This window comes from Pseudomonas sp. NPDC087342, from assembly GCF_044744265.1.
Taxonomy (GTDB): Bacteria; Pseudomonadota; Gammaproteobacteria; order Pseudomonadales; family Pseudomonadaceae; genus Aquipseudomonas; species Aquipseudomonas nunensis.
Window position 1 is genome coordinate 36285 of record NZ_JBIUXZ010000011.1, and the last position, 25446, is coordinate 61730.

The 25446-nt window shown below is 59.7% G+C and carries 28 protein-coding genes; 15 read left to right on the top strand and 13 right to left on the bottom strand.

Annotated elements, in window-relative coordinates:
* Both ACIOYV_RS20805 and ACIOYV_RS20810 read left to right on the top strand, forming a co-directional pair.
* Nucleotides 1–612, top strand: a complete 612-nt coding sequence (locus ACIOYV_RS20805; RefSeq protein WP_401326608.1) for a superoxide dismutase — start codon at nucleotides 1–3, stop codon at nucleotides 610–612.
* A 30-nt stretch (nucleotides 613–642) separates the two neighbouring features.
* Nucleotides 643–1536, top strand: a complete 894-nt coding sequence (locus ACIOYV_RS20810) for a ZIP family metal transporter (protein ID WP_054049914.1) — start codon at nucleotides 643–645, stop codon at nucleotides 1534–1536.
* Between the two features lie 154 nt (nucleotides 1537–1690).
* Here ACIOYV_RS20810 and ACIOYV_RS20815 read toward each other — a convergent pair whose 3' ends face one another.
* The 10 genes from ACIOYV_RS20815 to ACIOYV_RS20860 all read right to left on the bottom strand — a co-directional run bounded on the left by ACIOYV_RS20815 (nucleotide 1691) and on the right by ACIOYV_RS20860 (nucleotide 8723).
* Nucleotides 1691–1966, bottom strand: coding sequence for an HPr family phosphocarrier protein (locus ACIOYV_RS20815; RefSeq protein ID WP_054049912.1), 276 nt, complete (start codon nucleotides 1964–1966; stop codon nucleotides 1691–1693).
* 15 nt (nucleotides 1967–1981) lie between these two features.
* Nucleotides 1982–2839: an RNase adapter RapZ gene (rapZ, locus tag ACIOYV_RS20820; RefSeq protein WP_054616130.1), complete on the bottom strand. Its 858-nt coding sequence runs from the start codon at nucleotides 2837–2839 to the stop codon at nucleotides 1982–1984.
* Nucleotides 2840–2841: 2 nt separating this feature from the next.
* Entirely contained in the window at nucleotides 2842–3306 is a 465-nt protein-coding gene (ptsN, locus tag ACIOYV_RS20825; protein WP_054049909.1) for a PTS IIA-like nitrogen regulatory protein PtsN, read from the bottom strand.
* A gap of 12 nt (nucleotides 3307–3318) precedes the next feature.
* On the bottom strand, nucleotides 3319–3627 hold the full coding sequence (gene hpf / locus ACIOYV_RS20830; RefSeq protein ID WP_054049907.1) for a ribosome hibernation-promoting factor, HPF/YfiA family: 309 nt from the start codon (nucleotides 3625–3627) through the stop codon (nucleotides 3319–3321).
* Nucleotides 3628–3700: 73 nt separating this feature from the next.
* Nucleotides 3701–5194, bottom strand: coding sequence for an RNA polymerase factor sigma-54 (locus ACIOYV_RS20835; RefSeq protein WP_054616129.1), 1494 nt, complete (start codon nucleotides 5192–5194; stop codon nucleotides 3701–3703).
* A gap of 184 nt (nucleotides 5195–5378) precedes the next feature.
* Nucleotides 5379–6104: an LPS export ABC transporter ATP-binding protein gene (gene lptB / locus ACIOYV_RS20840; protein WP_054049904.1), complete on the bottom strand. Its 726-nt coding sequence runs from the start codon at nucleotides 6102–6104 to the stop codon at nucleotides 5379–5381.
* Nucleotides 6104–6652, bottom strand: a complete 549-nt coding sequence (gene lptA / locus ACIOYV_RS20845; RefSeq protein ID WP_401326616.1) for a lipopolysaccharide transport periplasmic protein LptA — start codon at nucleotides 6650–6652, stop codon at nucleotides 6104–6106. The genes lptB and lptA overlap by 1 nt, the downstream gene beginning before the upstream one ends.
* Nucleotides 6639–7211, bottom strand: coding sequence for an LPS export ABC transporter periplasmic protein LptC (gene lptC, locus ACIOYV_RS20850; RefSeq protein WP_265045748.1), 573 nt, complete (start codon nucleotides 7209–7211; stop codon nucleotides 6639–6641). Before lptC ends, lptA begins: the two co-directional genes overlap by 14 nt.
* Nucleotides 7212–7224: 13 nt before the next feature.
* Complete coding sequence (locus tag ACIOYV_RS20855) at nucleotides 7225–7749, bottom strand: HAD family hydrolase (protein WP_265043238.1); 525 nt, start codon at nucleotides 7747–7749, stop codon at nucleotides 7225–7227.
* Nucleotides 7749–8723 (bottom strand): KpsF/GutQ family sugar-phosphate isomerase, encoded by a 975-nt coding sequence (locus ACIOYV_RS20860; protein ID WP_401326620.1) that lies wholly within the window; start codon nucleotides 8721–8723, stop codon nucleotides 7749–7751. Before ACIOYV_RS20860 ends, ACIOYV_RS20855 begins: the two co-directional genes overlap by 1 nt.
* A gap of 275 nt (nucleotides 8724–8998) precedes the next feature.
* Between ACIOYV_RS20860 and ACIOYV_RS20865 the strand changes: the two genes are divergently transcribed.
* The 10 genes from ACIOYV_RS20865 to hisC all read left to right on the top strand — a co-directional run bounded on the left by ACIOYV_RS20865 (nucleotide 8999) and on the right by hisC (nucleotide 17039).
* The gene (locus tag ACIOYV_RS20865) at nucleotides 8999–9808 is read left to right on the top strand and encodes an ATP-binding cassette domain-containing protein (protein WP_054049897.1); all 810 of its coding nucleotides are present in this window, start codon (nucleotides 8999–9001) and stop codon (nucleotides 9806–9808) included.
* Complete coding sequence (mlaE, locus tag ACIOYV_RS20870; protein WP_163908438.1) at nucleotides 9808–10605, top strand: lipid asymmetry maintenance ABC transporter permease subunit MlaE; 798 nt, start codon at nucleotides 9808–9810, stop codon at nucleotides 10603–10605. The genes ACIOYV_RS20865 and mlaE overlap by 1 nt, the downstream gene beginning before the upstream one ends.
* The gene (gene mlaD, locus ACIOYV_RS20875; protein ID WP_054049893.1) at nucleotides 10605–11072 is read left to right on the top strand and encodes an outer membrane lipid asymmetry maintenance protein MlaD; all 468 of its coding nucleotides are present in this window, start codon (nucleotides 10605–10607) and stop codon (nucleotides 11070–11072) included. The genes mlaE and mlaD overlap by 1 nt, the downstream gene beginning before the upstream one ends.
* Nucleotides 11073–11083: 11 nt before the next feature.
* Entirely contained in the window at nucleotides 11084–11740 is a 657-nt protein-coding gene (locus ACIOYV_RS20880) for a phospholipid-binding protein MlaC (RefSeq protein ID WP_401326625.1), read from the top strand.
* Entirely contained in the window at nucleotides 11737–12042 is a 306-nt protein-coding gene (locus ACIOYV_RS20885) for a lipid asymmetry maintenance protein MlaB (protein WP_054049889.1), read from the top strand. Before ACIOYV_RS20880 ends, ACIOYV_RS20885 begins: the two co-directional genes overlap by 4 nt.
* A 115-nt stretch (nucleotides 12043–12157) precedes the next feature.
* Nucleotides 12158–12397, top strand: coding sequence for a BolA family protein (locus tag ACIOYV_RS20890; protein WP_046052891.1), 240 nt, complete (start codon nucleotides 12158–12160; stop codon nucleotides 12395–12397).
* 22 nt (nucleotides 12398–12419) lie between these two features.
* Nucleotides 12420–13685: a UDP-N-acetylglucosamine 1-carboxyvinyltransferase gene (murA, locus tag ACIOYV_RS20895; RefSeq protein WP_054049887.1), complete on the top strand. Its 1266-nt coding sequence runs from the start codon at nucleotides 12420–12422 to the stop codon at nucleotides 13683–13685.
* A gap of 211 nt (nucleotides 13686–13896) precedes the next feature.
* Complete coding sequence (gene hisG, locus ACIOYV_RS20900; RefSeq protein WP_054049885.1) at nucleotides 13897–14532, top strand: ATP phosphoribosyltransferase; 636 nt, start codon at nucleotides 13897–13899, stop codon at nucleotides 14530–14532.
* Nucleotides 14533–14658: 126 nt separating this feature from the next.
* Nucleotides 14659–15984, top strand: coding sequence for a histidinol dehydrogenase (gene hisD, locus ACIOYV_RS20905; RefSeq protein WP_054049882.1), 1326 nt, complete (start codon nucleotides 14659–14661; stop codon nucleotides 15982–15984).
* A 2-nt stretch (nucleotides 15985–15986) separates the two neighbouring features.
* On the top strand, nucleotides 15987–17039 hold the full coding sequence (gene hisC, locus ACIOYV_RS20910) for a histidinol-phosphate transaminase (RefSeq protein WP_401326631.1): 1053 nt from the start codon (nucleotides 15987–15989) through the stop codon (nucleotides 17037–17039).
* Nucleotides 17040–17162: 123 nt separating this feature from the next.
* Here hisC and algW read toward each other — a convergent pair whose 3' ends face one another.
* On the bottom strand, nucleotides 17163–18317 hold the full coding sequence (gene algW / locus ACIOYV_RS20915; protein ID WP_054049878.1) for a Do family serine endopeptidase AlgW: 1155 nt from the start codon (nucleotides 18315–18317) through the stop codon (nucleotides 17163–17165).
* A 102-nt stretch (nucleotides 18318–18419) separates the two neighbouring features.
* On the opposite strand from algW, the gene ACIOYV_RS20920 reads away from it, so the two are divergent.
* The 3 genes from ACIOYV_RS20920 to cysN all read left to right on the top strand — a co-directional run bounded on the left by ACIOYV_RS20920 (nucleotide 18420) and on the right by cysN (nucleotide 22251).
* Nucleotides 18420–19178, top strand: coding sequence for a Nif3-like dinuclear metal center hexameric protein (locus ACIOYV_RS20920; protein ID WP_054616127.1), 759 nt, complete (start codon nucleotides 18420–18422; stop codon nucleotides 19176–19178).
* Nucleotides 19179–19425: 247 nt separating this feature from the next.
* Nucleotides 19426–20343 (top strand): sulfate adenylyltransferase subunit CysD, encoded by a 918-nt coding sequence (gene cysD, locus ACIOYV_RS20925; RefSeq protein ID WP_054049875.1) that lies wholly within the window; start codon nucleotides 19426–19428, stop codon nucleotides 20341–20343.
* 9 nt (nucleotides 20344–20352) lie between these two features.
* Nucleotides 20353–22251 (top strand): sulfate adenylyltransferase subunit CysN, encoded by a 1899-nt coding sequence (gene cysN, locus ACIOYV_RS20930; protein WP_401326636.1) that lies wholly within the window; start codon nucleotides 20353–20355, stop codon nucleotides 22249–22251.
* Nucleotides 22252–22407: 156 nt separating this feature from the next.
* On the opposite strand, the gene ACIOYV_RS20935 is transcribed toward cysN, so the two are convergent.
* Both ACIOYV_RS20935 and pta read right to left on the bottom strand, forming a co-directional pair.
* Nucleotides 22408–23313, bottom strand: coding sequence for an acyltransferase (locus ACIOYV_RS20935; protein WP_401326639.1), 906 nt, complete (start codon nucleotides 23311–23313; stop codon nucleotides 22408–22410).
* A complete protein-coding gene (gene pta / locus ACIOYV_RS20940; RefSeq protein WP_054049868.1) occupies nucleotides 23314–25413 on the bottom strand; it encodes a phosphate acetyltransferase in 2100 nt (699 codons plus the stop codon). It lies immediately after the preceding gene.
* Between the last annotated feature and the right edge of the window lie 33 nt (nucleotides 25414–25446).

The window sequence follows — 25446 nt, forward strand, 5'->3', positions numbered from 1 at the left end:
ATGGCTTTTACCCTGCCTGCCTTGCCGTATGCCTACGACGCCCTGGAACCGCATATCGATGCGCAAACCATGGAAATCCACTACACCAAGCACCACCAGACCTACATCAACAACCTCAACGCTGCGGTCGAAGGCACCGAGTTTGCCGAGTGGTCGGTGGAGAAACTGGTGGCAAGCGTCGAGCAACTCCCGGAAAAACTGCGCGCTGCAGTGATAAACCAGGGCGGTGGCCACGCCAACCACTCGCTGTTCTGGGAAGTCATGGCGCCCAACGCCGGCGGCAAACCTGACGGTGCGCTGGCCACCGCCATCGATGAACAACTGGGCGGCCTCGACAGTTTCAAGGACGCCTTCACCAAAGCCGCGCTGACTCGCTTCGGCAGTGGCTGGGCGTGGTTGAGCGTCACGCCGCAAAAGACCCTGATTGTGGAAAGCAGTGGTAACCAGGACAGCCCGCTGATGAACGGCAACACGCCGATCCTCGGTCTGGACGTTTGGGAGCACGCCTATTACCTGCGTTATCAAAACCGTCGTCCGGAATACATCAACGCGTTCTACAACGTGATCAATTGGCCTGAAGTCGCAGCGCGCTATCAGGCTGCGCTGGTTTAAGTCATCTATAAAAACAATCCAAGGCTGACTATGGGCACTGAAACACTGGCGATTGGCAGCGGACGAATGTTTCGTTACGCGTTGGGATCGCTGTTACTGCTGGCGGGTATGACGTTGTTGGGTGCCCAGGGATTGGCATGGCTGGACCTTGAGCCGAAACTGCTGCGCGCCTTGCAGGGTGGGGCGATTTGCGCCTTGGGCACTGCGCTGGGAGCGGTGCCGGTCCTGGTGATTCGGCGCATGCCCCAGGCGCTCAGCGATACCTTGCTCGGTTTCGGTGCCGGGGTGATGCTCGCGGCGACGGCGTTTTCGCTGATCGTGCCGGGCATTTCCGCGGCCGAAAGCCTGGGGCTGACACCTTGGGCGGCCAGTGGCCTGATCAGCTTCGGCATCATGCTCGGTGCATTCGGGCTATTTCTGGTGGACCGCAAGGTCTCCGGGGCCAGCCCGGAAATGCTTGTCGGTACATTGGAACGACCGGTGATCCCGCCGCGAATCTGGCTGTTTGTGTTTGCAATCATTGCCCACAATATTCCTGAAGGTATGGCGGTTGGCGTTTCGGCTGGTGGCGGAATGCCCGATGCCGACAGCCTGGCCATGGGCATCGCTTTGCAGGATGTACCCGAAGGACTGGTGATTGCATTGGTGTTAGCCGGGGCAGGGATGTCGCGGGTCAAGGCGTTCCTGATCGGTGCGGCATCAGGGTTGGTCGAACCGGTGTTCGCGTTGTTGTGTGCGTGGCTGGTCAGCCTGGCTGAATTGCTATTGCCGTTGGGTCTGGCGCTGGCGGCCGGGGCAATGCTGCTGGTGGTGACCCATGAAGTCATCCCGGAGTCGCGACGCAATGGTCACGACAAACTGGCTAGCCTGGGATTGTTGATGGGTTTTTGCTTGATGATGGTGATGGATACGGCGTTGGCTTGACGCGGGTTTTGTAGCAGCTGGCGAAGCCTGCGTTCGGCTGCGAAGCAGTCGTCAACCCTGTGCAAGCGGTTTGCCTGTGAGACCGTATTGTCTGATTTCACGACTGCTTCGCAGCCGAACGCAGGCTTCGCCAGCTGCTACACAGGGATGCGGATCAGCCACCTTCGCCGAAGTAGTCGTTAATCAAATCCACCAATGCTTGTAGCGCCTCTTCAGCCTGTTCGCCTTCAGTGCTCAGGTGGATCTTTGTGCCTTTGCCAGCCGCCAACATCATCATGGCCATGATGCTTTTGCCGTCGACGGTGGATTCCGGTGTGCGTCCTACTCTGATCGAGCAATCCTTGAACTCACCGGCAACGCCAACGAATTTTGCAGAAGCGCGGGCGTGCAGACCCAGCTTGTTGATGATTTCAATTTCCAGAGCAGGCATCGCGTTGTGAATCCTTTAGCTGAGGTCGCGGTGGCGAACCTGGACGTTCTTCAGGGATTGTTGCAGGGCCTGACCCAGACGTTCGGTCAGGTAGACGGAGCGGTGATGACCGCCGGTGCAGCCAATGGCAATGGTGACGTAGGCGCGGTTGCTGGCGGCAAATCGCGGCAGCCACTTGAACAGGTAACCGTAGATATCCTGGAACATCTCTTCGACGTCCGGCTGCGCCGCCAGGTACTCGGCCACTGGTTGATCAAGTCCTGATTGCGCTCGCAGCTCAGGTTTCCAGTACGGATTGGGCAGGCAGCGCACGTCGAACACCACGTCGGCATCTACCGGCATGCCACGCTTGAACCCGAAAGACTCCACCAGGAACGCCGTGCCGGGCTCCGGCTGGTTCAGCAGGCGCAGTTTGATGGTGTCGCGCAACTGGTACAGGTTCAGGCTGGTGGTGTTGATCTTGAGGTCGGCCAGGTCGGCGATCGGCCCCAGCAACTGAGTCTCGTCTTCGATCGCCTCGGCCAGTGAGCGATTGGCGTTGCTCAGCGGGTGACGGCGACGGGTTTCCGAGAAACGCTTGAGCAGGGTTTCTTCATCGGCGTCCAGGTACAGCACATCGCACTGGATATGCCGGCTGCGAACTTCTTCAAGTAATTCGGGAAAGCGCGAGAGGTGGCTGGGCAGGTTGCGCGCATCGATGGACACGGCGACCAGCGGCTGTGCCAGCTCTGTATGAATCAGGGCGCGTTCGGCCAGTTCCGGCAGCAGACCGGCGGGCAGGTTGTCGATGCAGTAGTAGCCGTTGTCCTCAAGGACATTGAGCGCGGTACTTTTACCGGAGCCGGAACGGCCACTGACAATGATCAGGCGCATGATTAGTGACCGTTTTGCTCGTCCAGGACAACCTGATACAAGGCTTCGTTGCTCGGGGCACTGCGCAGTTTTTCGCGTACTTCCTTGCGGTCGAGCATGCTGGCGATCTGGCGCAGCAACTCCAGGTGCGCATCGGTGGCGGCTTGCGGGACGAGCAGGACAAACAGCAAGTCAACCGGGGCGCCGTCGATGGCGTCGAAATCGATAGGTGCATCAAGGTGCATCAGGGCGCTGATGGGGGAGTTGCAACCCTTGAGGCGACAGTGGGGGATGGCGATGCCGTTGCCAAAACCGGTCGAACCGAGTTTTTCACGGGCAATCAGAGCCTCGAAGACATCTTGCATCTCCAGATCCGGCACTTCCCGGGCGATCAGGTTGGCAATTTGCTCGAGGGCTTTCTTTTTACTGCCGCCCGGCACGTTCACGAGGGAACGGCCGGGGGTCAGGATATTTTCAAGTCGGATCATGGGTAGGGAGTGTTAACGACCGGTCGCGCCCTGGAGGAGGCTCTGGGTCTTTTCCTTATGCTTTTTGAGTTGTTTATCCAGCTTGTCGGTAAGTGAGTCGATCGCTGCGTACATATCGGTATGTTCCGCGTTGGCGACCACTTCACTGCCGGGAATATGCAGGGTGGCTTCGATTTTCTGCTTCAGCTTCTCGACCGTCATCGTCACCTGCACGTTGGTGATCTTGTCGAAATGCCGCTCTAATCGTTCGAGTTTTTCGCCGATGTAGGCGCGCAGGGGTTCGGTCACTTCCAGTTGGTGTCCACTGATGTTGACTTGCATACAGCTTCTCCTTCGTTGCCAGTGCATAAAGCGGCAGGTAGAGGTACCTGCCACTGGAACGCTGTGCTGTGGCTTACATCAACCGCTTGCGTTCGCTCGAAGGCGCGATCCCGAGGGACTCGCGGTACTTGGCGACGGTGCGGCGAGCCACCTGAATGCCTTGTGCCTCCAGTAAACCAGCGATCTTGCTGTCACTCAACGGCTTTTTCTGATTTTCCGCGGCAACCAGTTTTTTGATGATCGCGCGGATCGCTGTGGACGAGCATTCACCGCCTTCAGAGGTGCTGACATGGCTGGAGAAAAAGTATTTCAGCTCATATATGCCCCGAGGGGTATGCATGAACTTCTGGGTGGTTACCCGTGAAATCGTCGATTCGTGCATGCCCACTGCTTCGGCGATGTCATGCAGGACCAGCGGTTTCATGGCTTCGTCGCCGTATTCCAGGAAGCCGCGCTGGTGCTCGACGATCTGGGTGGCCACTTTCATCAGGGTTTCGTTGCGGCTTTGCAGGCTCTTGATGAACCAGCGGGCTTCCTGCAACTGATTGCGCATGAAGGTGTTGTCGGCACTGGTGTCGGCGCGACGCACGAAGCCGGCGTACTGGGCGTTGACCCGCAGCCGTGGCACCGACTCCTGGTTCAACTCCACCAGCCAGCGCTCGTTGTCCTTGCGCACGATCACGTCGGGAACGACGTATTCGGCTTCGCTGGACTCGATCTGCGAGCCCGGACGCGGGTTCAGGCTCTGGACCAGTTCGATGACCTGGCGCAGTTCATCTTCCTTGAGCTTCATGCGGCGCATCAGCTGGCTGTAGTCGCGGCTGCCGAGCAGGTCGATGTAATCGGTGACCAGGCGCTTGGCCTCGGCCAGCCAAGGCGTCTTGGCGGCCAGTTGGCGCAATTGCAGCAACAGGCATTCGCCCAGGTTGCGGGCGCCGATGCCGGCCGGTTCGAATTGCTGGATGCGGTGCAGGACGGCTTCGATTTCGTCCAGTTCGATGTCCAGTTCCGGATCAAAGGCTTCGAGAATTTCCTCGAGGGTTTCGTCCAGATAGCCCTGATTGTTGATGCAATCGATCAGGGTCACGGCGATCAGGCGATCGGTGTCGGACATCGGTGCCAGGTTGAGTTGCCAGAGCAGGTGGCTTTGCAGGCTTTCTCCGGCGGATGTGCGGGTGGTGAAATCCCACTCGTCGTCATCGTTGCTCGGCAGGCTGCTGGCGCTGGTCTGGTAGACGTCTTCCCACGCGGTATCGACGGGCAGCTCGTTGGGAATGCGCTCGTTCCAGTCGCCTTCCTCGAGGTTATCCACCGTCGGGGCAGTTTCCTGGTAGGAGGGTTCCGAAACATCGGCGTTGGGTTGCTGTTCGGCTTTGTCGGCCAAGGGGTCGGCGTTATCGAAGTCGTCGCCTTCTTCCTGGCGTTCGAGCATCGGATTGGACTCCAGGGCCTCCTGGATTTCCTGTTGCAGGTCCAGGGTCGACAATTGGAGCAGGCGGATGGCCTGTTGCAGCTGAGGTGTCATCGTCAGCTGCTGGCCCATTCTCAAGACTAGCGATGGTTTCATGGCAGGGGCTTAACACCTTATTCGCCGGCGCGCATGCGCCATCCACTACAGGGCGCCGGAGCGCCAAACTTAAGCAAATTATATGCCCGATACTGCAGGGTTTGCCTAGAGCGCTGTAACAATAAAAAAATGTTGATTTTTTATCGATACAAGCGCTTGGACAACCAGCCAGACACCTCAGTGCTTAAAGGCGGAACTCATGGCCCAGGTACACTTCCTTGACCAGTTCGTTGGCCAGGATGGTGGCAGAGTCACCTTCGGCGATCAGTTGGCCATCGTTGACGATGTACGCGGTTTCGCAGATATCCAGGGTTTCACGGACGTTGTGGTCAGTGATCAGCACGCCAATGCCCTTGGCCTTGAGGTGATGGATGATCTGCTTGATGTCGCCTACCGAAATCGGGTCCACACCGGCGAAAGGTTCGTCGAGCAGGATGAATTTCGGGTTGGTGGCCAGCGCACGGGCGATTTCTACGCGGCGGCGTTCACCACCGGACAAGCTCATGCCCAGGTTGTCGCGGATATGGCTGATGTGGAATTCCTGCAGCAGGCTTTCCAGCTCCTTGCGGCGACCGGCCTTGTCGAGTTCCTTGCGGGTCTCGAGGATGGCCATGATGTTGTCGGCCACCGACAGTTTGCGGAAGATCGACGCTTCCTGCGGAAGATAGCCGATACCGGCCTTTGCACGACCGTGCATCGGCTGGTGGCTGACGTCCAGGTCGTCGATCAGTACGCGACCCTGATCGGCCTGTACCAGGCCGACGATCATGTAGAAACAGGTGGTCTTGCCGGCGCCGTTCGGGCCCAGCAGGCCGACGATCTGACCGCTGTCGATGGACAGGCTGACATCACGCACGACCTGGCGGCTCTTGTAGCTCTTGGCCAGATGCTGAGCTTTCAGGGTTGCCATTAATTGGCCTTTTTCTGGTCGGTTTTCGGCTTCGGCTGGATCACCATGTCGATGCGCGGACGCGATTCGGTGACCTTGTTACCCGTGGCACGGCCGGCGCTCGCCAGTTTCTTGACCGTGTCGTAGACGATTTTCTCGCCCTGGGTGGTGTTGTTGTCCTTGTCGACAACCTTGGCCTTGTCGATCAGCACGACGCGGTTTTGCGCGGCGTGGTACTGGATGGTCACGCCCCAGCCCTGGACAGGCTTGGCGTCACCAGCGGTCTGCAGCTGCTCGAAGTAGGCAAGGTTGCCCACCGAGGTCACCACGTCGATGTCACCGGCCGGGGTGCGGGTGATGGTCACGGTGTTGCCGGTAACCTTCATCGAGCCCTGGGTAATGATCACGTCGCCTTTATAGGTGGCAACGCCGTTTTTGTCGTCCAGCTGGGCATCGTCGGCCTGAATGCGGATTGGCTGCTCTTGATCGTTCGGCAGAGCCCAGGCGCTCACGCTTCCCAGTGCTGCGCCCAGACTGAGCAAAATAGGGAGAGTTTTAACGAGCCTCATACTGTCCTCTTACGTTCGATAGCAGGTGTATCCTGCTTTCTTTCAAATACGCTTTCATTCCGTTGCCAGTCGATACACCGCCAGCGCCGTCGATTCTAACGGGTTGGTCGGTCTGCGCATATTGCTGCTGCGGGAACACTGTCATACGGGTGCTGGTAACAATCAATTCGCGCTTCTGTTCATCGGTGCGTGCAATGCGGACCGAGTCGATCAGCTCTACCTGGGTGCCGTCTGCATTCACTTCGCCACGCAAACTCGTGACATGCCAAGGGAATTCGGTGCCGCGATACATGTTCAGGTCCGGGTTGGTCAGCAGCGACACGTCGGTCGCCTTGAGGTGCTCGACCTTGTCGGACGTCAGGTCGTACTGCAAGCCGCCGTCGGGCAGGTACTGAACGCTGTGAGCGTTTACTGCGTAATAGTCGATCGCGGTTTCATCGACTTTTGCCACCGGCTGGTCGAGGAAGCGTTCCGGGCTGATGTTCCAGTAGCCGACCGCGGCGAATATCGCAGCGATGCAACCGAAGAGCATGAACCTGCGAAACTTTTTGCTCAGAATAAACATAATTGGCTCACAAATACGCGGCGTTGGCCGCATCCAGGCGACCTTGGGCGCGAAGGATCAGTTCGCAGAATTCGCGGGCGGCACCTTCGCCGCCACGGGCCTGGGTGACACCGTGGGCGTGTTCGCGCACAAAACTGGCGGCATTGGCCACCGCCATGCCCAGGCCGACGCGGCGAATCACCGGCAGGTCCGGCAGATCGTCACCGAGGTAGGCAACCTGTTCATAGCTTAGGTTGAGTTGGCCAAGAAGCTCGTCAAGTACAACGAGTTTGTCTTCGCGACCCTGGTAAAGATGTGGAATGCCGAGGTTTTTCGCTCGACGTTCGACTACCGGGGTTTTACGGCCGCTGATGATAGCGGTCTGCACGCCGGCTGCCATCAACATCTTGATGCCCTGGCCGTCGAGGGTGCTGAAAGTCTTGAATTCACTGCCGTCTTCGAGGAAGTACAGGCGCCCGTCGGTGAGGACGCCGTCGACGTCGAAAACCGCCAGCTTGATGTTCTTGCCGCGTTGCAGCAGGTCGTCGCTCATTACATTACTCCTGCGCGCAGAAGGTCGGAGAGGTTGAACGCGCCTACCGGGCGGTCTTCCTTGTCGACGACTACCAGTGCGTTGATTCGATGGTCTTCCATGATTTTCAGGGCTTCGGCTGCCAGCATATCGGGCCGTGCGGTCTTGCCATGAACAGTCATGACCTCGTCGATGGTCGTATGGTGGATATCGATTGTCCGGTCGAGGGTGCGGCGCAAATCGCCGTCGGTGAAGATCCCGGCCAGTTTACCGTCGGCCTCCACAATCGCGGTCATGCCTAGGCCCTTGCGGGTCATTTCCATCAAGGCGTCCTTGAGCAGCGTGCCACGTTGCACTTGAGGCAATTCTGCGCCGGCGTGCATGACGGTTTCGACTTTCAGCAGCAGGCGTCGGCCAAGTGCGCCGCCCGGATGGGAAAACGCGAAGTCTTCAGCGGTAAAGCCGCGCGCCTCCAGCAGCGCAACGGCCAGGGCATCGCCCATGACCAGTGCGGCGGTAGTCGAGGAGGTCGGCGCCAGGTTCAGCGGGCAGGCTTCGTGCTCCACGTGAACGTTGAGATTGATCTCGGCAGCCTTGGACAGCGGTGAGTCTGGATTGCCGGTCATGCTGATCAGCTTGATGCCCTGGCGCTTGATCAGCGGCAGCAGGGTGACGATTTCATTGGTGGAGCCGGAGTTCGACAGCGCCAGGATGATGTCGTCGCGGGTGATCATGCCCATGTCGCCGTGGCTGGCTTCGGCCGGGTGAACGAAGAAAGCCGTGGTGCCGGTGCTGGCCAGGGTGGCGGCAATCTTGTTGCCGATGTGCCCGGATTTGCCCATGCCCAGCACGACCACGCGGCCTTTGCTGGCCAGAATCATCTCGCAAGCGCGTACGAAATCTGCGTCGATATGGGGCAACAAGCCTTTTACGGCTTCCACTTCGAGGCGGATAGTGCGTTGTGCCGATTGAATCAGGTCGCTGGATTGGCTCATGTCAGAATCGTATAGCCCGATGAAAAGGCGGCGATTATAGCGGTAATGATCGAAACCCTCACGCTAGTTCGTCGTGCTTTGTAAATCCCTGTTACGGAAACCCTCCAAATCAGCGTTTTCGCCTGTCCTATTGCTGAACATGCGCCGGCTTGGGCCTTTGGCGCTTGCCCGTTGCAGTGATATAGTTCGCCGCCAGTTCGGCCTGCCCGGGGAGGTATGTGCTTTCGTCAGAAAGTCAGGCGTCCGAGTGAGAGGCTGCATCGCAAGGAGTTTAGATGAGTGCCGATAACGCCTACGCGGTCGAGCTGAAGGGACTGACCTTCAAGCGCGGTACGCGCAGCATTTTCAATAACGTCGATATCCGCATCCCGCGCGGCAAGGTCACCGGCATCATGGGTCCTTCCGGGTGTGGCAAGACCACGCTGTTACGGCTGATGGGCGCACAGTTGCGACCTACCAGCGGCGAAGTCTGGGTCAACGGCCAAAATTTACCCAAATTGTCTCGCAGCGACCTGTTCGATGCGCGCAAGCACATGGGCGTGCTGTTTCAGAGCGGCGCGCTGTTTACCGATCTCGATGTGTTCGAGAACGTTGCCTTTCCGCTGCGCGTGCATACCGAGCTGCCGGAAGAAATGATCCGCGACATCGTCCTGCTCAAATTGCAGGCCGTGGGTTTGCGTGGCGCCATCGACCTGATGCCGGACGAATTGTCCGGCGGCATGAAGCGTCGTGTCGCGCTGGCCCGGGCCATTGCCCTTGATCCGCAGATCCTCATGTATGACGAGCCCTTTGTGGGGCAGGACCCGATCGCCATGGGCGTGCTGGTGCGCCTGATCCGCCTGCTCAACGACGCGCTGGGTATCACCAGTATCGTGGTTTCCCACGATCTGGCGGAGACCGCGAGCATTGCTGACTACATCTATGTGGTGGGCGAGGGGCAAGTGTTGGGGCAGGGCACGCCTGAAGAGCTGATGAACTCGCAAGAACCGCGAATCCGTCAATTCATGACAGGTGAACCCGATGGTCCGGTCGCTTATCACTTTCCAGCGACGGATTACCGCGCAGATCTTCTGGGGAAGCGCTGATGCGCAAGATTTCACTAATAGAAAGAGTGCGCCGGTTCGGCCTGGCGGCGATCGATGCCGTCGGGGTGTTCGGGCGTGCGGCGATTTTCCTGTTTCATGCGTTGCTGGGGCGCGGCGGTATTGGCGGCGGTTTCGGCTTGCTGATCAAACAGCTGCATTCGATCGGCGTGATGTCCCTGGTGATCATCGTGGTTTCCGGGGTGTTCATCGGCATGGTGCTGGCGCTGCAAGGCTTCAACATCCTGTCCAGCTACGGTTCGGAGCAGGCTGTCGGGCAGATGGTTGCCCTGACGTTGCTGCGTGAACTGGGGCCGGTGGTAACGGCATTGCTGTTCGCCGGGCGTGCGGGTTCGGCCCTGACCGCCGAAATCGGCAACATGAAGTCCACCGAGCAGTTGTCCAGTCTGGAAATGATTGGCGTCGACCCGCTCAAGTACATCGTTGCCCCGCGCCTGTGGGCCGGTTTCATTTCCCTGCCGGTGCTGGCGATGATTTTCAGCGTCGTCGGGATCTGGGGCGGTTCGTGGGTGGCAGTCGACTGGCTGGGCGTCTATGACGGCTCCTACTGGGCGAACATGCAAAACAGCGTGACGTTCAATGGCGACGTGCTCAACGGCATCATCAAAAGCATCGTTTTCGGGTTCGTCGTGACCTGGATTGCCGTATTCCAAGGCTATGACTGCGAGCCCACTTCCGAGGGGATCAGTCGTGCCACAACCAAGACCGTGGTGTATGCCTCTTTGGCAGTGCTCGGCCTGGACTTTATTCTGACCGCCTTGATGTTTGGAGATTTCTGATGCAAAACCGCACCCTGGAAATCGGTGTCGGCCTTTTCTTGCTGGCTGGCATCCTGGCTTTGCTGCTGCTTGCGCTGCGAGTCAGTGGCCTGTCCCCGACTGCAAACGCCGAAACGTATAAACTTTATGCGTACTTCGACAATATCGCCGGTTTGACTGTCAGAGCTAAAGTGACCATGGCCGGTGTGACCATCGGCAAGGTCACGGCAATCGATCTGGACCGCGACAGTTTCACCGGCCGGGTGACCATGCAACTGGAAAAGCGCGTAGATAATCTGCCGACTGACTCCACTGCATCTATCCTGACGGCTGGCCTGTTGGGCGAGAAATACATCGGTATCAGCGTGGGCGGGGAACAAGCCTTGCTCAAGGATGGCGGGACTATCCATGACACCCAGTCATCGCTGGTGCTCGAGGACCTGATCGGTAAATTCCTGCTCAATACCGTTAGCAAAGACGCCAAATGAGGAGCTTTTGAATGATCTCTACCTTGCGACGTGGCCTGTTGGTTGTACTGGCGGCCCTGCCGTTGATGGCTAACGCCGTGGCGGCGCCTTCGGCGCACGATCTGGTTCAGGACACCACGACCCGGATGCTCGCTGACCTGTCGGCCAATAAAGAGAAGTACAAGCAGGATCCCGCAGACTTTTACACGGCGCTGAACACCATCGTCGGGCCTGTGGTGGATGCCGAAGGTATTTCCAAGAGCATCATGACGGTCAAGTATTCGCGCAAAGCCACACCAGCGCAGATGCAGACGTTCCAGGAAAACTTCAAGAAAGGCCTGTTCCAGTTCTATGGCAACGCCTTGCTTGAGTACAACAACCAGGGCATCACCGTTGAACCTGCCAAGGACGAGTCGGGCGACCGCACCAGCGTTGGCATGACGGTCAAGGGCAGTAATGGCGCGGTTTATCCTGTGCAGTACACGCTCGAGAAGATCAATGGCGAGTGGAAACTGCGCAACGTGATCATCAACGGCATCAACATTGGCAAGCTGTTCCGCGATCAGTTCGCTGACGCGATGCAGCGCAATGGCAACGACCTGGACAAGACCATCAACAATTGGGCCGGGGAAGTCGCTAAAGCCAAGGAAGCCACCGAGAAGCCCTCCACCGAGAAGCAGTCCCAATGAGCGAGTCGGCCGTTCGCATGAGCGAAACCGGCGAGTTGCTGCTCAGCGGCGTGCTGGATTACCGCACCGGTCCTGACTTGCGCAAGCAGGGCCAGGCGCTGATCAAGTCCAGCAATGCCGCAGCCGTGGTGGTTGATTGTTCGGCAGTGGTGAAGTCCAGCAGTGTCGGCTTGTCGCTGCTGCTGTGCTTCATGCGCGATGCCCAGGCGGCCGGCAAGGCCCTGAGCATCCGCGCAATGCCCGAAGACATGCGTGAAATCGCTCAGGTCAGCGAATTGACCGAGCTGTTGGCGCACCCCTAACGACATCCATTAAACAAGCCCCCCGTCAGAGTCCTGTGAATGCGGGGTTCGCAGGCGCGGGGCTTTTTTGTATGATGTCCGACCCGCGCGCACAGGGCGCCGATTGAGGTTGAGCATGCAGGCCGTAGAAGTGAAGAGCTTTCTCGAAGGAAAGCTGCCGGGAACTCAAGTCGAAGTTGAAGGCGAAGGCTGCAACTTTCAGCTGAACGTGATTAGCGATGAACTGGCGGCGTTGAGCCCGGTGAAGCGTCAGCAGCAGATCTATGCCCATTTGAACCCATGGATCACCGATGGCAGCATCCATGCGGTCACTATGAAATTTTTCAGCAGCGCGGCCTGGGCCGAGCGCACCTGAGCCCAAGGGCGTCGAGATTCTTATGGATAAATTGATTATTACTGGCGGCGTTCGTCTTGATGGCGAAATCCGCATCTCCGGGGCAAAGAACTCTGCCCTGCCGATCCTCGCCGCCACCTTGCTGTGCGACGGCCCGGTCACTGTGGCCAACCTGCCGCACCTGCACGACATCACCACCATGATCGAGCTGTTCGGTCGCATGGGCATCGAGCCGGTGATCGACGAAAAGCTGAGCGTCGAAATCGACCCGCGCACCATCAAGACCCTGATCGCACCGTACGAACTGGTGAAAACCATGCGTGCCTCGATCCTGGTATTGGGCCCGATGGTTGCCCGTTTCGGTGAAGCCGAAGTCGCACTGCCTGGCGGTTGCGCCATCGGTTCGCGTCCGGTCGACCTGCACATCCGTGGTCTTGAAGCCATGGGCGCGGTCATCGACGTTGAAGGCGGCTACATCAAGGCCAAGGCGCCGGAAGGTGGTTTGCGCGGTGCGCACTTCTTCTTCGACACCGTCAGCGTGACCGGCACCGAAAACATCATGATGGCCGCTGCACTGGCCAAGGGCCGCAGCGTCCTGGCTAACGCCGCGCGCGAGCCTGAAGTCATCGACCTGGCGAACTTCCTGATCGCCATGGGTGCCAAGATCACCGGCGCCGGCACTGACACCATCACCATCGATGGCGTTGAGCGTCTGCACCCGGCCACTTACAAAGTGATGCCGGACCGGATCGAAACCGGCACCTACCTGGTCGCGGCTGCCGTGACCGGCGGTCGTGTGAAGGTCAAGGACACTGATCCGACCATCCTCGAAGCCGTTCTGGAAAAACTTCGTGAGTCGGGTGCCGAAATCACCTGCGGTGATGACTGGATCGAGCTGAACATGCACGGCAAGCGGCCAAAAGCCGTCAACGTGCGGACCGCTCCGTACCCGGCGTTCCCGACTGACATGCAGGCGCAGTTCATCTCCCTCAACGCGATTGCCGAAGGCACTGGCGCTGTGATCGAGACGATTTTCGAAAACCGCTTCATGCACGTGTACGAACTGCACCGCATGGGCGCCAAGATCCAGGTCGAAGGCAACACTGCCATCGTTACCGGCACCGAGAAGCTCAAGGGCGCGCCAGTCATGGCCACCGACCTGCGTGCTTCGGCCAGCCTGGTGATCTCGGCGCTGATCGCTGAAGGCGACACCCTGATCGATCGCATCTACCACATCGACCGTGGTTACGAGTGCATCGAAGAGAAACTGCAGATGCTCGGCGCCAAGATCCGCCGCGTACCGGGCTAGTTTCTGCTGCAATTGTGGCGAGGGAGCTTGCTCCCGTTGGACTGCGCAGCAGTCCCGCTGTTGGGGCCGCTTCGCGACCCAGCGGGAGCAAGCTCCCTCGCCACAGTTTGCCGTTAACTGATTTGCTTCATCGAGGCTGTGATGGCCTCGATGTGTGTCCGGCGCCGTTTGCGACCGGGCATGAGTACCTTGATAAGGACTGACGTTTCCCATGTTGACCATCGCACTGTCCAAGGGCCGCATCCTTGACGACACCCTGCCGCTTCTGGCTGAAGCGGGCATCGTGCCGACCGAGAATCCGGACAAGAGCCGCAAGCTGATCATCCCCACGACCCAGCCTGACGTCCGTCTGCTGATCGTGCGCGCCACCGACGTGCCGACTTATGTCGAGCATGGTGCCGCGGACCTGGGCGTCGCCGGTAAAGATGTGTTGATGGAATACGGCGGCCAAGGCCTCTATGAGCCACTGGACCTGCGCATTGCCCTGTGCAAACTGATGACCGCCGGCAAGGTCGGCGCCATCGAGCCCAAGGGCCGTCTGCGCGTCGCCACCAAATTCGTCAATGTTGCCAAGCGCTACTACGCCGAGCAGGGCCGTCAGGTCGACATCATCAAGCTTTACGGCTCGATGGAACTGGCACCGCTGATCGGCCTGGCCGACAAGATCATCGACGTGGTCGACACCGGCAACACGCTGCGGGCCAACGGCCTGGAGCCACAGGAATTCATCGCTGACATCAGCTCCCGGCTGATCGTCAACAAGGCTTCGATGAAAATGCAGCACGCCCGTATCCAGGCGTTGATCGACACCCTGCGCAAGGCAGTGGAGTCTCGACACCGCGGCTGATTCACCTGCGCGACGTTAAGTCGCGCCCGTCTATCCGCCTCATAGCCAGAATTCTCAGGTGCCCAAGCGGAAACGACTGCTAAGTTAGGGCGCCTGAGTTTTTGCCATTCCTATGAGGCTCTCGCTATGACCGCACCGACTGCAATTCGCCGACTCAACGCTGCTGACCCGGATTTCGCGCATCATCTGGATCATCTGCTGAGCTGGGAAAGTGTGTCTGACGACTCGGTCAATCAGCGGGTGCTGGACATCATCAAGGCTGTGCGCGAGCGCGGCGATGCTGCGCTGGTGGAATTCACCCAGAAGTTCGACGGCTTGCAAGTTGCGTCCATGGCCGACCTGATCTTGCCGCGCGAACGCCTGGAACTGGCCCTGACCCGCATCACCGTGCCCCAGCGCGAAGCGTTGGAAAAAGCCGCGGCGCGGGTGCGCAGCTACCACGAAAAACAGAAACAGGACTCCTGGAGCTACACCGAAGCCGATGGCACGGTGCTCGGCCAGAAGGTTACGCCGCTGGATCGCGCTGGCCTCTACGTGCCGGGCGGCAAGGCGTCGTACCCGTCGTCGGTACTGATGAATGCGATTCCGGCCAAGGTCGCCGGCGTGACCGAAGTGGTCATGGTCGTGCCGACCCCGCGCGGTGAACTCAATGAACTGGTGCTGGCCGCAGCCTGCATCGCTGGCGTGGACCGGGTGTTCACCATCGGCGGCGCGCAAGCGGTAGCGGCGCTGGCCTATGGCACCGAAAGCGTGCCGAAGGTCGACAAGGTGGTCGGCCCGGGCAACATCTATGTTGCCACCGCCAAGCGCCACGTGTTCGGCCAGGTCGGCATCGACATGATCGCCGGTCCGTCGGAAATCCTCGTGGTGTGCGACGGCCAGACCGATCCGGACTGGATCGCCATGGACCTGTTCTCCCAAGCCGAGCACGACGAAGATGCGCAAGCAATCCTGGTCAGCCCGGACGCCGAGTTCCTCGACAAGGTCGCCGCGAGCATCGCCAAGTTGCTGCCGACCATGGAGCGCGCCGAGATCATCGAAACCTCGATCAACGGCCGTGGCGCCTTGATCCTCGTGCGCGATATGGAGCAAGCCATCGAAGTGGCCAACCGTATCGCGCCGGAACACCTGGAATTGTCGGTCGCTGATCCGCAAGCCTGGTTGCCGCAGATCCGTCACGCCGGTGCGATCTTCATGGGCCGCCACACTTCCGAAGCCTTGGGCGATTACTGTGCCGGGCCGAACCACGTGTTGCCGACCTCCGGCACCGCGCGTTTCTCTTCGCCGCTGGGTGTGTATGACTTCCAGAAACGCTCGTCGATCATCTTCTGCTCCGAGCAGGGTGCTTCCGAACTGGGCAAGACCGCATCCGTGCTGGCCCGTGGCGAATCGCTGACCGCCCACGCCCGCAGCGCCGAATACCGCATCGTTGACGATAAGAAGGTTGACTGATTATGAGTAAATTCTGGAGCCCCTTCGTCAAGAGTCTGGTGCCTTACGTGCCAGGTGAGCAGCCGAAACTGGCGAAACTGGTGAAGCTCAACACCAACGAAAACCCGTACGGCCCATCGCCCAAAGCCTTGGCCGCGATGCAGACCGAACTGAACGACAACCTGCGCCTGTACCCGGATCCGAACAGTGATCTGCTGAAGAACGCCGTGGCCACGTACTACGGCGTGCAGAGCAATCAGGTGTTCCTCGGCAACGGTTCCGATGAAGTCCTGGCGCACATCTTTCACGGCTTGCTGCAACACGACAATCCGGTGTTGTTCCCGGACATCAGCTACAGCTTCTACCCGGTCTACTGCGGGTTGTACGGCATTGCGTTCGATGCTGTGCCGCTGGACGCGCAGTTCCAGATCAACCCGGCCGACTACGCCAAGCCGAATGGCGGGATCATTTTCCCGAACCCGAACGCGCCGACCGGTTGCCTGTTGGCGCTGGACGCCGTCGAGCAAATCCTCAAGGCCAGCCCGGATTCGGTGGTAGTGGTTGATGAGGCGTATATCGACTTCGGCGGCGAAACCGCGATCAGCCTGGTGGACCGTTACCCGAACCTGCTGGTGACCCAGACCCTGTCCAAGTCCCGTTCCCTGGCGGGCCTGCGGGTCGGTCTGGCGGTGGGGCACCCGGACCTGATCGAGGCGCTGGAGCGGATCAAGAACAGCTTCAACTCCTACCCGCTGGATCGCCTGGCGAATGTCGGGGCCGCGGCGGCGTTCGAGGATCGTGAGTACTTCGACAAGACTTGCCGCTTGGTCATCGAGAATCGCGAGAAGGTTGTCGCGCAGCTGGAAGCGAAGGGTTTTGAAGTGCTGCCGTCGGCGGCGAACTTCATTTTCGCCCGGCATCCGCAGCACGATGCGGCTGGTTTGGCGGCGAAGTTGCGTGAGCAGGGTGTGATCGTCCGGCACTTCAAGCAGGAGCGGATTGCCCAGTTCCTGCGAATCTCCATCGGCACGCCAGAGCAGAACCAGGCGCTGATCGACGGCCTCGGCGACCTCTAAACAGCGCAACCTCCTGTAGGAGCGAGGCTTGCCCGCGAAGAACGATCACACGGTGTATCTGTTGCACCGAGTCATCGTTCTTCGCGGGCAAGCCTCGCTCCTACAGGTTTTTATGGCGTCTGATTATTCTTCTTCCTTGACCGGCGCCGGCGGCGGACGCAAGCCGATCTCGGCGCTCAGCTTGAGCTCCTTGCCGTTACGCATCACCTGGATCGTGACCTTATCGGTCGGTTTGATCCGCGCCACCTGGTTCATCGAGCGGCGGCCATCACCGGCCGGTTCGCCGTCGATGCTGAGGATCACGTCGCCCAACTGCAGGCCGGCCTTCTGCGCCGGACCGTCACGGAAAATCCCCGCCACCACAATCCCCGGACGCCCGGACAGGCCAAACGATTCCGCCAGTTCCTGGGTCAGCGGCTGCACTTCAATCCCGAGCCAGCCACGAATCACCTGGCCATGCTCGATGATCGACTTCATCACTTCCATCGCCAGTTTCACCGGGATCGCGAAGCCGATGCCTTGGGAGCCGCCGGATTTGGAGAAGATCGCAGTGTTGATGCCCGTCAGGTTGCCATTGGCATCCACCAGCGCGCCGCCGGAGTTGCCGGGGTTGATCGCGGCGTCGGTCTGGATGAAATCTTCGTAGTTGTTCAGGCCCAGCTGGTTACGCCCAGTGGCGCTGATGATGCCCATGGTCACGGTCTGGCCGACGCCGAACGGGTTGCCGATGGCCAGCGCGACGTCACCGATGCGGATATTGTCGGAACGGCCGATGGTGATCGCCGGCAGGGTTTTCAGGTCGATTTTCAGAACTGCGAGATCAGTTTCCGGGTCGCTGCCGATCACCCGCGCCAAAGTCTCACGGCCATCCTTGAGCGCCACGACAATCTGGTCGGCGCCGGTGGTCACGTGGTTGTTGGTCAGGATGTAGCCTTCCGGGCTCATGATCACGCCGGAACCCAGGCTCGACTCCATGCGCTTCTGCTTGGGCGAGTTGTCGCCGAAAAAGCGGCGGAATTGCGGGTCTTCAAACAGTGGATGATTCGGTTTATTGATGACTTTGGTGGTGTACAGGTTGACCACCGCCGGCGCGGCAATGACCACGGCATCGGCATAAGACACCGGGCCCTGTTGCACGCTGGTGGTTTGCGGAGCTTGTTGAAGATTGACATCAAGGCTCGGAAGCCCGACCCACTGCGGGTAACGCTGGATTATCAACAGAGCGATAAGCACGCCGGCCAACAGCGGCCAGCCGGAAAAACGCAGCGCCTTAAGCATTAAGCAAGTCCTGGAAAGGTTGCAGGTGGTATGAGACCGCCCATAATGTCGCGCATTATACGAGGCGAGCGCGCCTCTGAACGGGATATTTAGGAGTCTTTTATGGCCGTCGCCCTGAGCACCCTGGTCGAAGAAGCCGACCGTTACCTTAACAGTTCAAAGATCGCCGACTACTGCCCGAATGGCTTGCAAGTCGAGGGCCGTCCGCAAGTGATGCGCATCGTCAGCGGCGTCACCGCCAGCCAGGCGCTGCTGGACGCGGCGGTCGAGGCCAAGGCCGATCTGGTGCTGGTGCATCACGGCTATTTCTGGAAGGGCGAGAACCCGTGCATCACCGGCATGAAGCAGCGCCGCTTGAAAACCCTGCTCAAGCACGACATCAGTCTGTTGTCTTATCACTTGCCGCTGGATCTGCACCCGGACGTCGGCAACAACGTACAGCTTGCGCGTCAGTTGGACATCACCGTCGAAGGCCCGCTTGATCCCGACAACCTGAAAGTCGTCGGCCTGGTCGGCTCGTTGAGCGAACCGATGAGCCCCCGGGACTTCGCCCGTCGCGTGCAGGAAGTCATGGGACGCGAACCGTTGCTGATTGAAGGCAGCGAAATGATTCGTCGGGTTGGCTGGTGCACGGGCGGCGGTCAGGGTTATATCGATCAGGCAGTGTTGGCGGGGGTCGATCTGTACCTCAGCGGTGAAGCGTCCGAACAGACGTTCCACAGCGCCCGTGAAAACGACATCAGCTTCATCGCCGCCGGGCATCACGCCACCGAGCGCTACGGGGTTCAGGCCTTGGGCGATTACCTCGCACGACGCTTTGCGCTGGAGCACATCTTCATCGACTGCCCGAACCCGATCTGACATCACCGTCCCTCTGTAGGAGCGAGGCTTGCCCGCGAAGAACGACTACACGGTGCCTCTGGTAAACCGCGTTATCATTCTTCGCGGGCAAGCCTCGCTCCTACAAGGGCCGTAGCCCAAACGAGGGGGTATATTCATATACCCTTTCGATCTAGTTGGCGTCCTGATTAGAAGGGGGCGCTGTGCTAGGATTCCCCGCTCGAACACGGCCCGCTGGCCGTCCATAAGATCGTTTTCGTGAGTAGCCATGGTCGACAAACTGACGCATCTGAAACAGCTGGAGGCCGAAAGCATCCACATCATCCGCGAGGTCGCCGCCGAGTTCGATAACCCGGTGATGCTGTACTCCGTCGGTAAAGACTCCGCCGTGATGCTGCACCTTGCGCGCAAGGCATTCTTCCCGGGCAAGTTGCCGTTCCCGGTGATGCACGTCGACACCCGGTGGAAGTTCCAGGAAATGTACGCATTCCGCGACCGCATGGTCGAAGAACTGGGCCTGGACCTGATCGTCCACGTCAACCCCGATGGCGTCGCGCAGGGTATCAACCCGCTGACCCACGGCAGTGCCAAACACACCGACATCATGAAAACCGAAGGCCTGAAACAGGCCCTCGACAAGTATGGTTTCGACGCCGCTTTCGGTGGTGCCCGCCGCGATGAAGAGAAGTCCCGTGCCAAAGAGCGCGTGTATTCCTTCCGCGACACCAAGCACCGCTGGGACCCGAAAAACCAGCGTCCAGAGTTGTGGAACGTCTACAACGGCAACGTCAACAAGGGTGAATCCATTCGTGTGTTCCCATTGTCGAACTGGACCGAACTGGACATCTGGCAGTACATCTACCTCGAAGGCATCCCGATTGTGCCGCTGTATTTCGCCGCCGAGCGCGACGTTATCGAGATGAATGGCACCTGGATCATGATCGACGACGAACGCCTGCTCAATCACCTGAGCGACGAAGACAAGGCGCGCATCGTCAAGAAAAAGGTGCGTTTCCGTACGCTGGGCGACTATCCGTTGACCGGTGCGGTCGAGTCCGAGGCCACCAGCCTGACCGACATCATTCAGGAAATGCTCCTGACGCGAACTTCCGAACGCCAGGGCCGGGTCATCGACCACGATGGCGCAGGCTCGATGGAAGAAAAGAAACGTCAGGGTTATTTCTAAGGGGTTGTCATGTCGCACGTATCTGATTTGATCAGCGAGGACATCCTCGCCTACCTGGGCCAGCACGAACGCAAGGAAATGCTGCGCTTTCTGACCTGTGGCAACGTCGACGACGGCAAGAGCACCCTGATCGGGCGCTTGCTGCACGACTCCAAAATGATCTACGAAGATCACCTGGAAGCCATCACCCGCGATTCGAAAAAGTCCGGCACCACCGGCGACGACATCGACCTGGCCTTGCTGGTCGACGGCCTGCAGGCTGAGCGTGAGCAGGGCATCACCATTGATGTTGCCTACCGCTACTTCTCCACCGCAAAGCGTAAATTCATCATCGCCGACACCCCCGGCCATGAGCAGTACACCCGCAACATGGCCACCGGTGCCTCCACCTGTGACCTGGCGATCATCCTGATCGACGCCCGCTACGGCGTGCAGACCCAGACCCGTCGCCACAGCTTTATCGCCTCGTTGCTGGGCATCAAGCACATCGTGATTGCCGTCAACAAGATGGACATCAACGGCTTCGATGAAAGCGTGTTCGAGTCGATCAAGGCCGATTACCTGAAGTTCGCCGAAGGCATCGCATTCAAGCCGACCACCATGGCGTTCGTGCCGATGTCGGCGCTGAAGGGCGACAACGTGGTGAACAAGTCCGAGCGCTCGCCGTGGTACACCGGCCAGTCGCTGATGGAAATTCTCGAGACCGTCGAGATCGCCAACGACCGCAACTACACCGACCTGCGTTTCCCGGTGCAGTACGTCAACCGTCCGAACCTGAACTTCCGTGGTTTTGCCGGCACCCTGGCCAGCGGCATCGTGCACAAGGGCGACGAAGTCGTGGTGCTGCCGTCGGGCAAGAGCAGCCGCGTGAAATCCATCGTCACTTTCGAAGGTGAGCTGGAGCACGCAGGTCCGGGTCAGGCTGTAACGCTGACCATGGAAGACGAGATCGATATCTCCCGCGGCGATTTGCTGGTGCACGCCGACAACCTGCCGCAAGTGACTGACGCCTTCGACGCCATGCTGGTGTGGATGGCCGAAGAACCGATGCTGCCGGGCAAGAAATACGACATCAAGCGCGCCACGTCCTACGTGCCGGGTTCGATCACCAGCATCGTCAACCGCGTTGACGTGAACACTCTGGAAGAAGGTCCGGCCAGTTCGCTGAACCTGAACGAGATCGGTCGGGTCAAGGTCAGCCTCGACGCTGCCATCGCGCTGGACGGCTACGCGAGCAACCGCACCACCGGTTCGTTCATCGTTATCGATCGCTTGACCAATGGCACCGTCGCCGCTGGCATGATCATCGCTCAGCCGTTGGCCCATGGTGGCAGCACGCACCATGGCAAACTGGCGCACGTGGCTACCGAAGAACGCGCCCAGCGTTTCGGCCAGCAACCGGCTACCGTGTTGTTCAGCGGCTTGTCCGGTGCAGGTAAAAGCACCCTGGCTTACGCGGTTGAACGCAAGTTGTTCGACATGGGCCGTGCGGTGTTCGTACTGGATGGCCAGAACCTGCGTCACGACCTGAACAAAGGTCTGCCGCAGGATCGTTCCGGGCGTACCGAGAACTGGCGTCGTGCGGCGCACGTTGCGCGTCAGTTCAACGAAGCCGGTTTGCTGACACTGGCGGCATTCGTTGCGCCGAGTGCCGAAGGTCGTGAGCAGGCCAAGGATCTGATTGGCAAAGAGCGTCTGCTGACGGTCTACGTCCAGGCCTCGCCAGCGGTCTGCGCCGAGCGTGATCCGCAAGGGCTGTATGCCGCCGGTGGCGACAACATCCCGGGCGACTCCTTCCCGTACGACGTGCCGCTGGACGCCGACCTTGTGGTCGACACCCAGTCGCTGTCGCTGGAAGAAAGCGTCAAGCAAGTGCTGGATCTGCTGCGTCAGCGTGGCGCGATCTAAGCGTTAGCCGCTCATAAAAAACCCGCCGATGAGTGATCATCGGCGGGTTTTTTTTGTGTCCCTGAAATCGTCTTCGCGGGCAAGCCTCGCTCCTACAAGGAAATCACCGATCCCGTAGGAGCGAGGCTTGCCCGCGAAGAGGCCAATACAGGCAACTCAAGACTCGGCGGGATGCTCCCGATGCATCTGCGCCAGCAACGCATCCTTGTCTTCCCACAGCTGATTGATCCAGCCCTGGAACTGCAATCGGTACTCGCCGTCCTGGTCGTAATTCTTGCCAATGAACTGCGGCGGTATCTTCAGCTCCTGAAAATGCACCACCACATCCTTCACGTTCCCGCAGAGCAAATCCCAATACCCGGGACGGCCAGCAGGGTAGTGAATGGTCACGTTGACGATCGACTCCAGCTGTTCACCCATCGCATCCAGTACAAACGCAATGCCACCGGCCTTGGGCTTGAGCAGGTACTTGAACGGCGATTTCTGTTGGGCGTGCTTGCCTTCGGTGAAGCGCGTGCCTTCGACGAAGTTGAAAATCCCCACCGGGTTGTTGCGGAATTTGTCGCAGGTCTTGCGGGTGGTTTCCAGGTCTTTGCCTTTCTTCTCCGGGTGCTTTTCCAGGTAGGCCTTGGAGTAGCGTTTCATGAACGGGAAGCCAAGCGCCCACCACGCCAGGCCAATCACCGGGACCCAGATCAGCTCCTGTTTAAGAAAGAACTTCAGCGGCTGGATGCGTCGGTTGAGCACGTATTGCAACACCATGATGTCGACCCAGCTCTGGTGGTTGCTGGTGATCAGGTACGAGTGCTTATAGTCCAGCCCTTCAAGACCACTGAGGTGCCAGCGGGTGCGACAGACCAGGTTCATCCACGCTTTGTTATTGCTGATCCAGGCTTCGTGGGTGTGGCTCATCAACCAACGCGTGAAGCGCTGGGTGAGGGCGAAGGGCAATACTTTGAACAGCGCCACGATGAACAGAAACGAGCACAGCAGAATGGTGTTCAGCGCCAACAACAAAGAGGCAATTACACCGCGCACGGCGGCAGGCAGGAAATCCAGCATTTAAAGATCCATAGGTCGGTTGGCAGCTTGAATCGCGGTCAAGGCGATGGTGTAGACGATGTCATCGACTTGCGCGCCGCGCGGCAGGTCGTTCACCGGTTTGCGCAGGCCTTGCAGCATCGGGCCGAGGCTCACGCAATCGGCGCTGCGTTGCACGGCTTTGTGGGTGGTGTTGCCGGTGTTGAGGTCGGGGAATACGAACACCGTGGCACGACCGGCGACCTGACTGTTCGGCGCCAGTTGCCTGGCCACGGTTTCGTTGGCGGCGGCATCGTACTGCAACGGGCCGTCGATCAGCAGCGAGTTCTGTTGTTCGTGGGCGAGCAACGTCGCTTCGCGAACCTTCTCGACCTCTTCGCCGCTGGCGGATTCACCGCTGGAATAGCTGATCATCGCCACCCGTGGAATGATGCCGAACGCGGCCGCCGAGTCGGCGCTTTGCAACGCGATCTCGGCCAGTTCGCTGGCGCTCGGGTGCGGGTTCATCACGCAGTCGCCGTAGACCAGCACTTCCTCCGGGAACAGCATGAAGAACACCGACGACACCAGCGTGCAGCCCGGCGCAGTCTTGATCAATTGCAGGGCTGGGCGAATGGTATTGGCGGTGGAGTGAATGACCCCGGACACCAGGCCATCGACTTCGTCCAGCGCCAGCATCATGGTGCCGATCACCACGGTGTCTTCCAGTTGCTGCTCGGCCATCGGCGCGTTGAGGCTTTTGCTTTTGCGCAGGGCCACCATCGGTTCGATGTAATTGCCGCGAATCAGGTCCGGGTCAAGAATCTCCAGCCCCGGCGGCAACTCGATGCCTTGTGCGCGGGCCACGGCTTCAACATCTTCCGGTTTCGCCAGCAACACGCAACGGGCGATGCCACGGGCCTGGCAGATCGCGGCGGCTTGTACGGTCAGCGGCTCGCTGCCTTCGGGCAACACGATGCGTTTGTTGGCGGCCTGGGCGCGCTGGATCAATTGATAACGGAATACCGCTGGCGACAAGCGCATTTCCCGTGGCGTGCCGCAACGCTGATGCAGCCACTTGGCGTCGAGGTGGCTGGCGACGAAGTCGGTGATGATCTCCGCACGCTCGCGGTCGTCGATCGGGATTTCCTTGTTCAGGCCGTTCAACTGGTTGGCGGTGTCGTAGGAGCCGGTGCTCACCGACAACACTGGCAGGCCCGCCTGCAAGGCGCCGCGACACAGGTCCATGATCCGAGGGTCGGGCAGGGTGTCGCTGGTCAGCAACAGGCCGGCCAGGGGCACGCCGTTCATGGCGGCGAGGCTGACCGCGAGGATGATGTCGTCGCGATCGCCCGGCGTCACCACCAGTACACCGGGCTTGAGGAGCTCCACGGTGTTGCGCATGGTGCGGGCGCAGATGATGATTTTGGTCATGCGCCGGGTTTCGTAGTCGCCGGCATTGAGAATCTGCGCACCCATCAGGTCGGCCACATCGCGGGTGCGCGGGGCGTTCAGTTCCGGCTGGAACGGAATGCAGCCGAGCAAACGGAAGTCGCCACTGCGCAGCAACGGCGAGTGTTCCTTCAGGCGCGAGGCAAAGGCCTCCATGCTTTCATCTGTCTTGACCTTGTTGAGGATCACGCCGAGGACTTTCGGGTCTTTCGGCCCGCCGAACAATTGCGCCTGCAATTCCACCCGGCCGGACAGCTCGGTCAGCACTTCGTTTTCCGGTGCCGAGACCAGGATCACTTCGGCGTCGAGGCTTTTGGCCAAGTGCAAATTGACCCGCGCGGCGTAACTCGCGCTGCGGGTCGGCACCATGCCTTCGACGATCAGCACGTCTTTGCCGACGGCAGCCTGCTGATACAGGGTGATGATTTCTTCGAGCAACTCATCCAGCTGACCGTCGCCGAGCATGCGCTCGACATGGGCCAGGCCCAGCGGTTGCGGCGGCTTGAGGCCGTGGGTGCGCGCCACCAATTCGGTGGAACGCTCAGGGCCGGTGTCGCCCGGATGCGGCTGGGCAATCGGTTTGAAAAAGCCGACTTTCAGCCCGGCTCGCTCAAGGGTACGCACCAGCCCGAGGCTGATGGAGGTCAGACCCACACCAAAATCGGTGGGCGCGATAAAAAAAGTTTGCATGCGGATTCTCTGGAGGTGCATGGCAATGGCTGC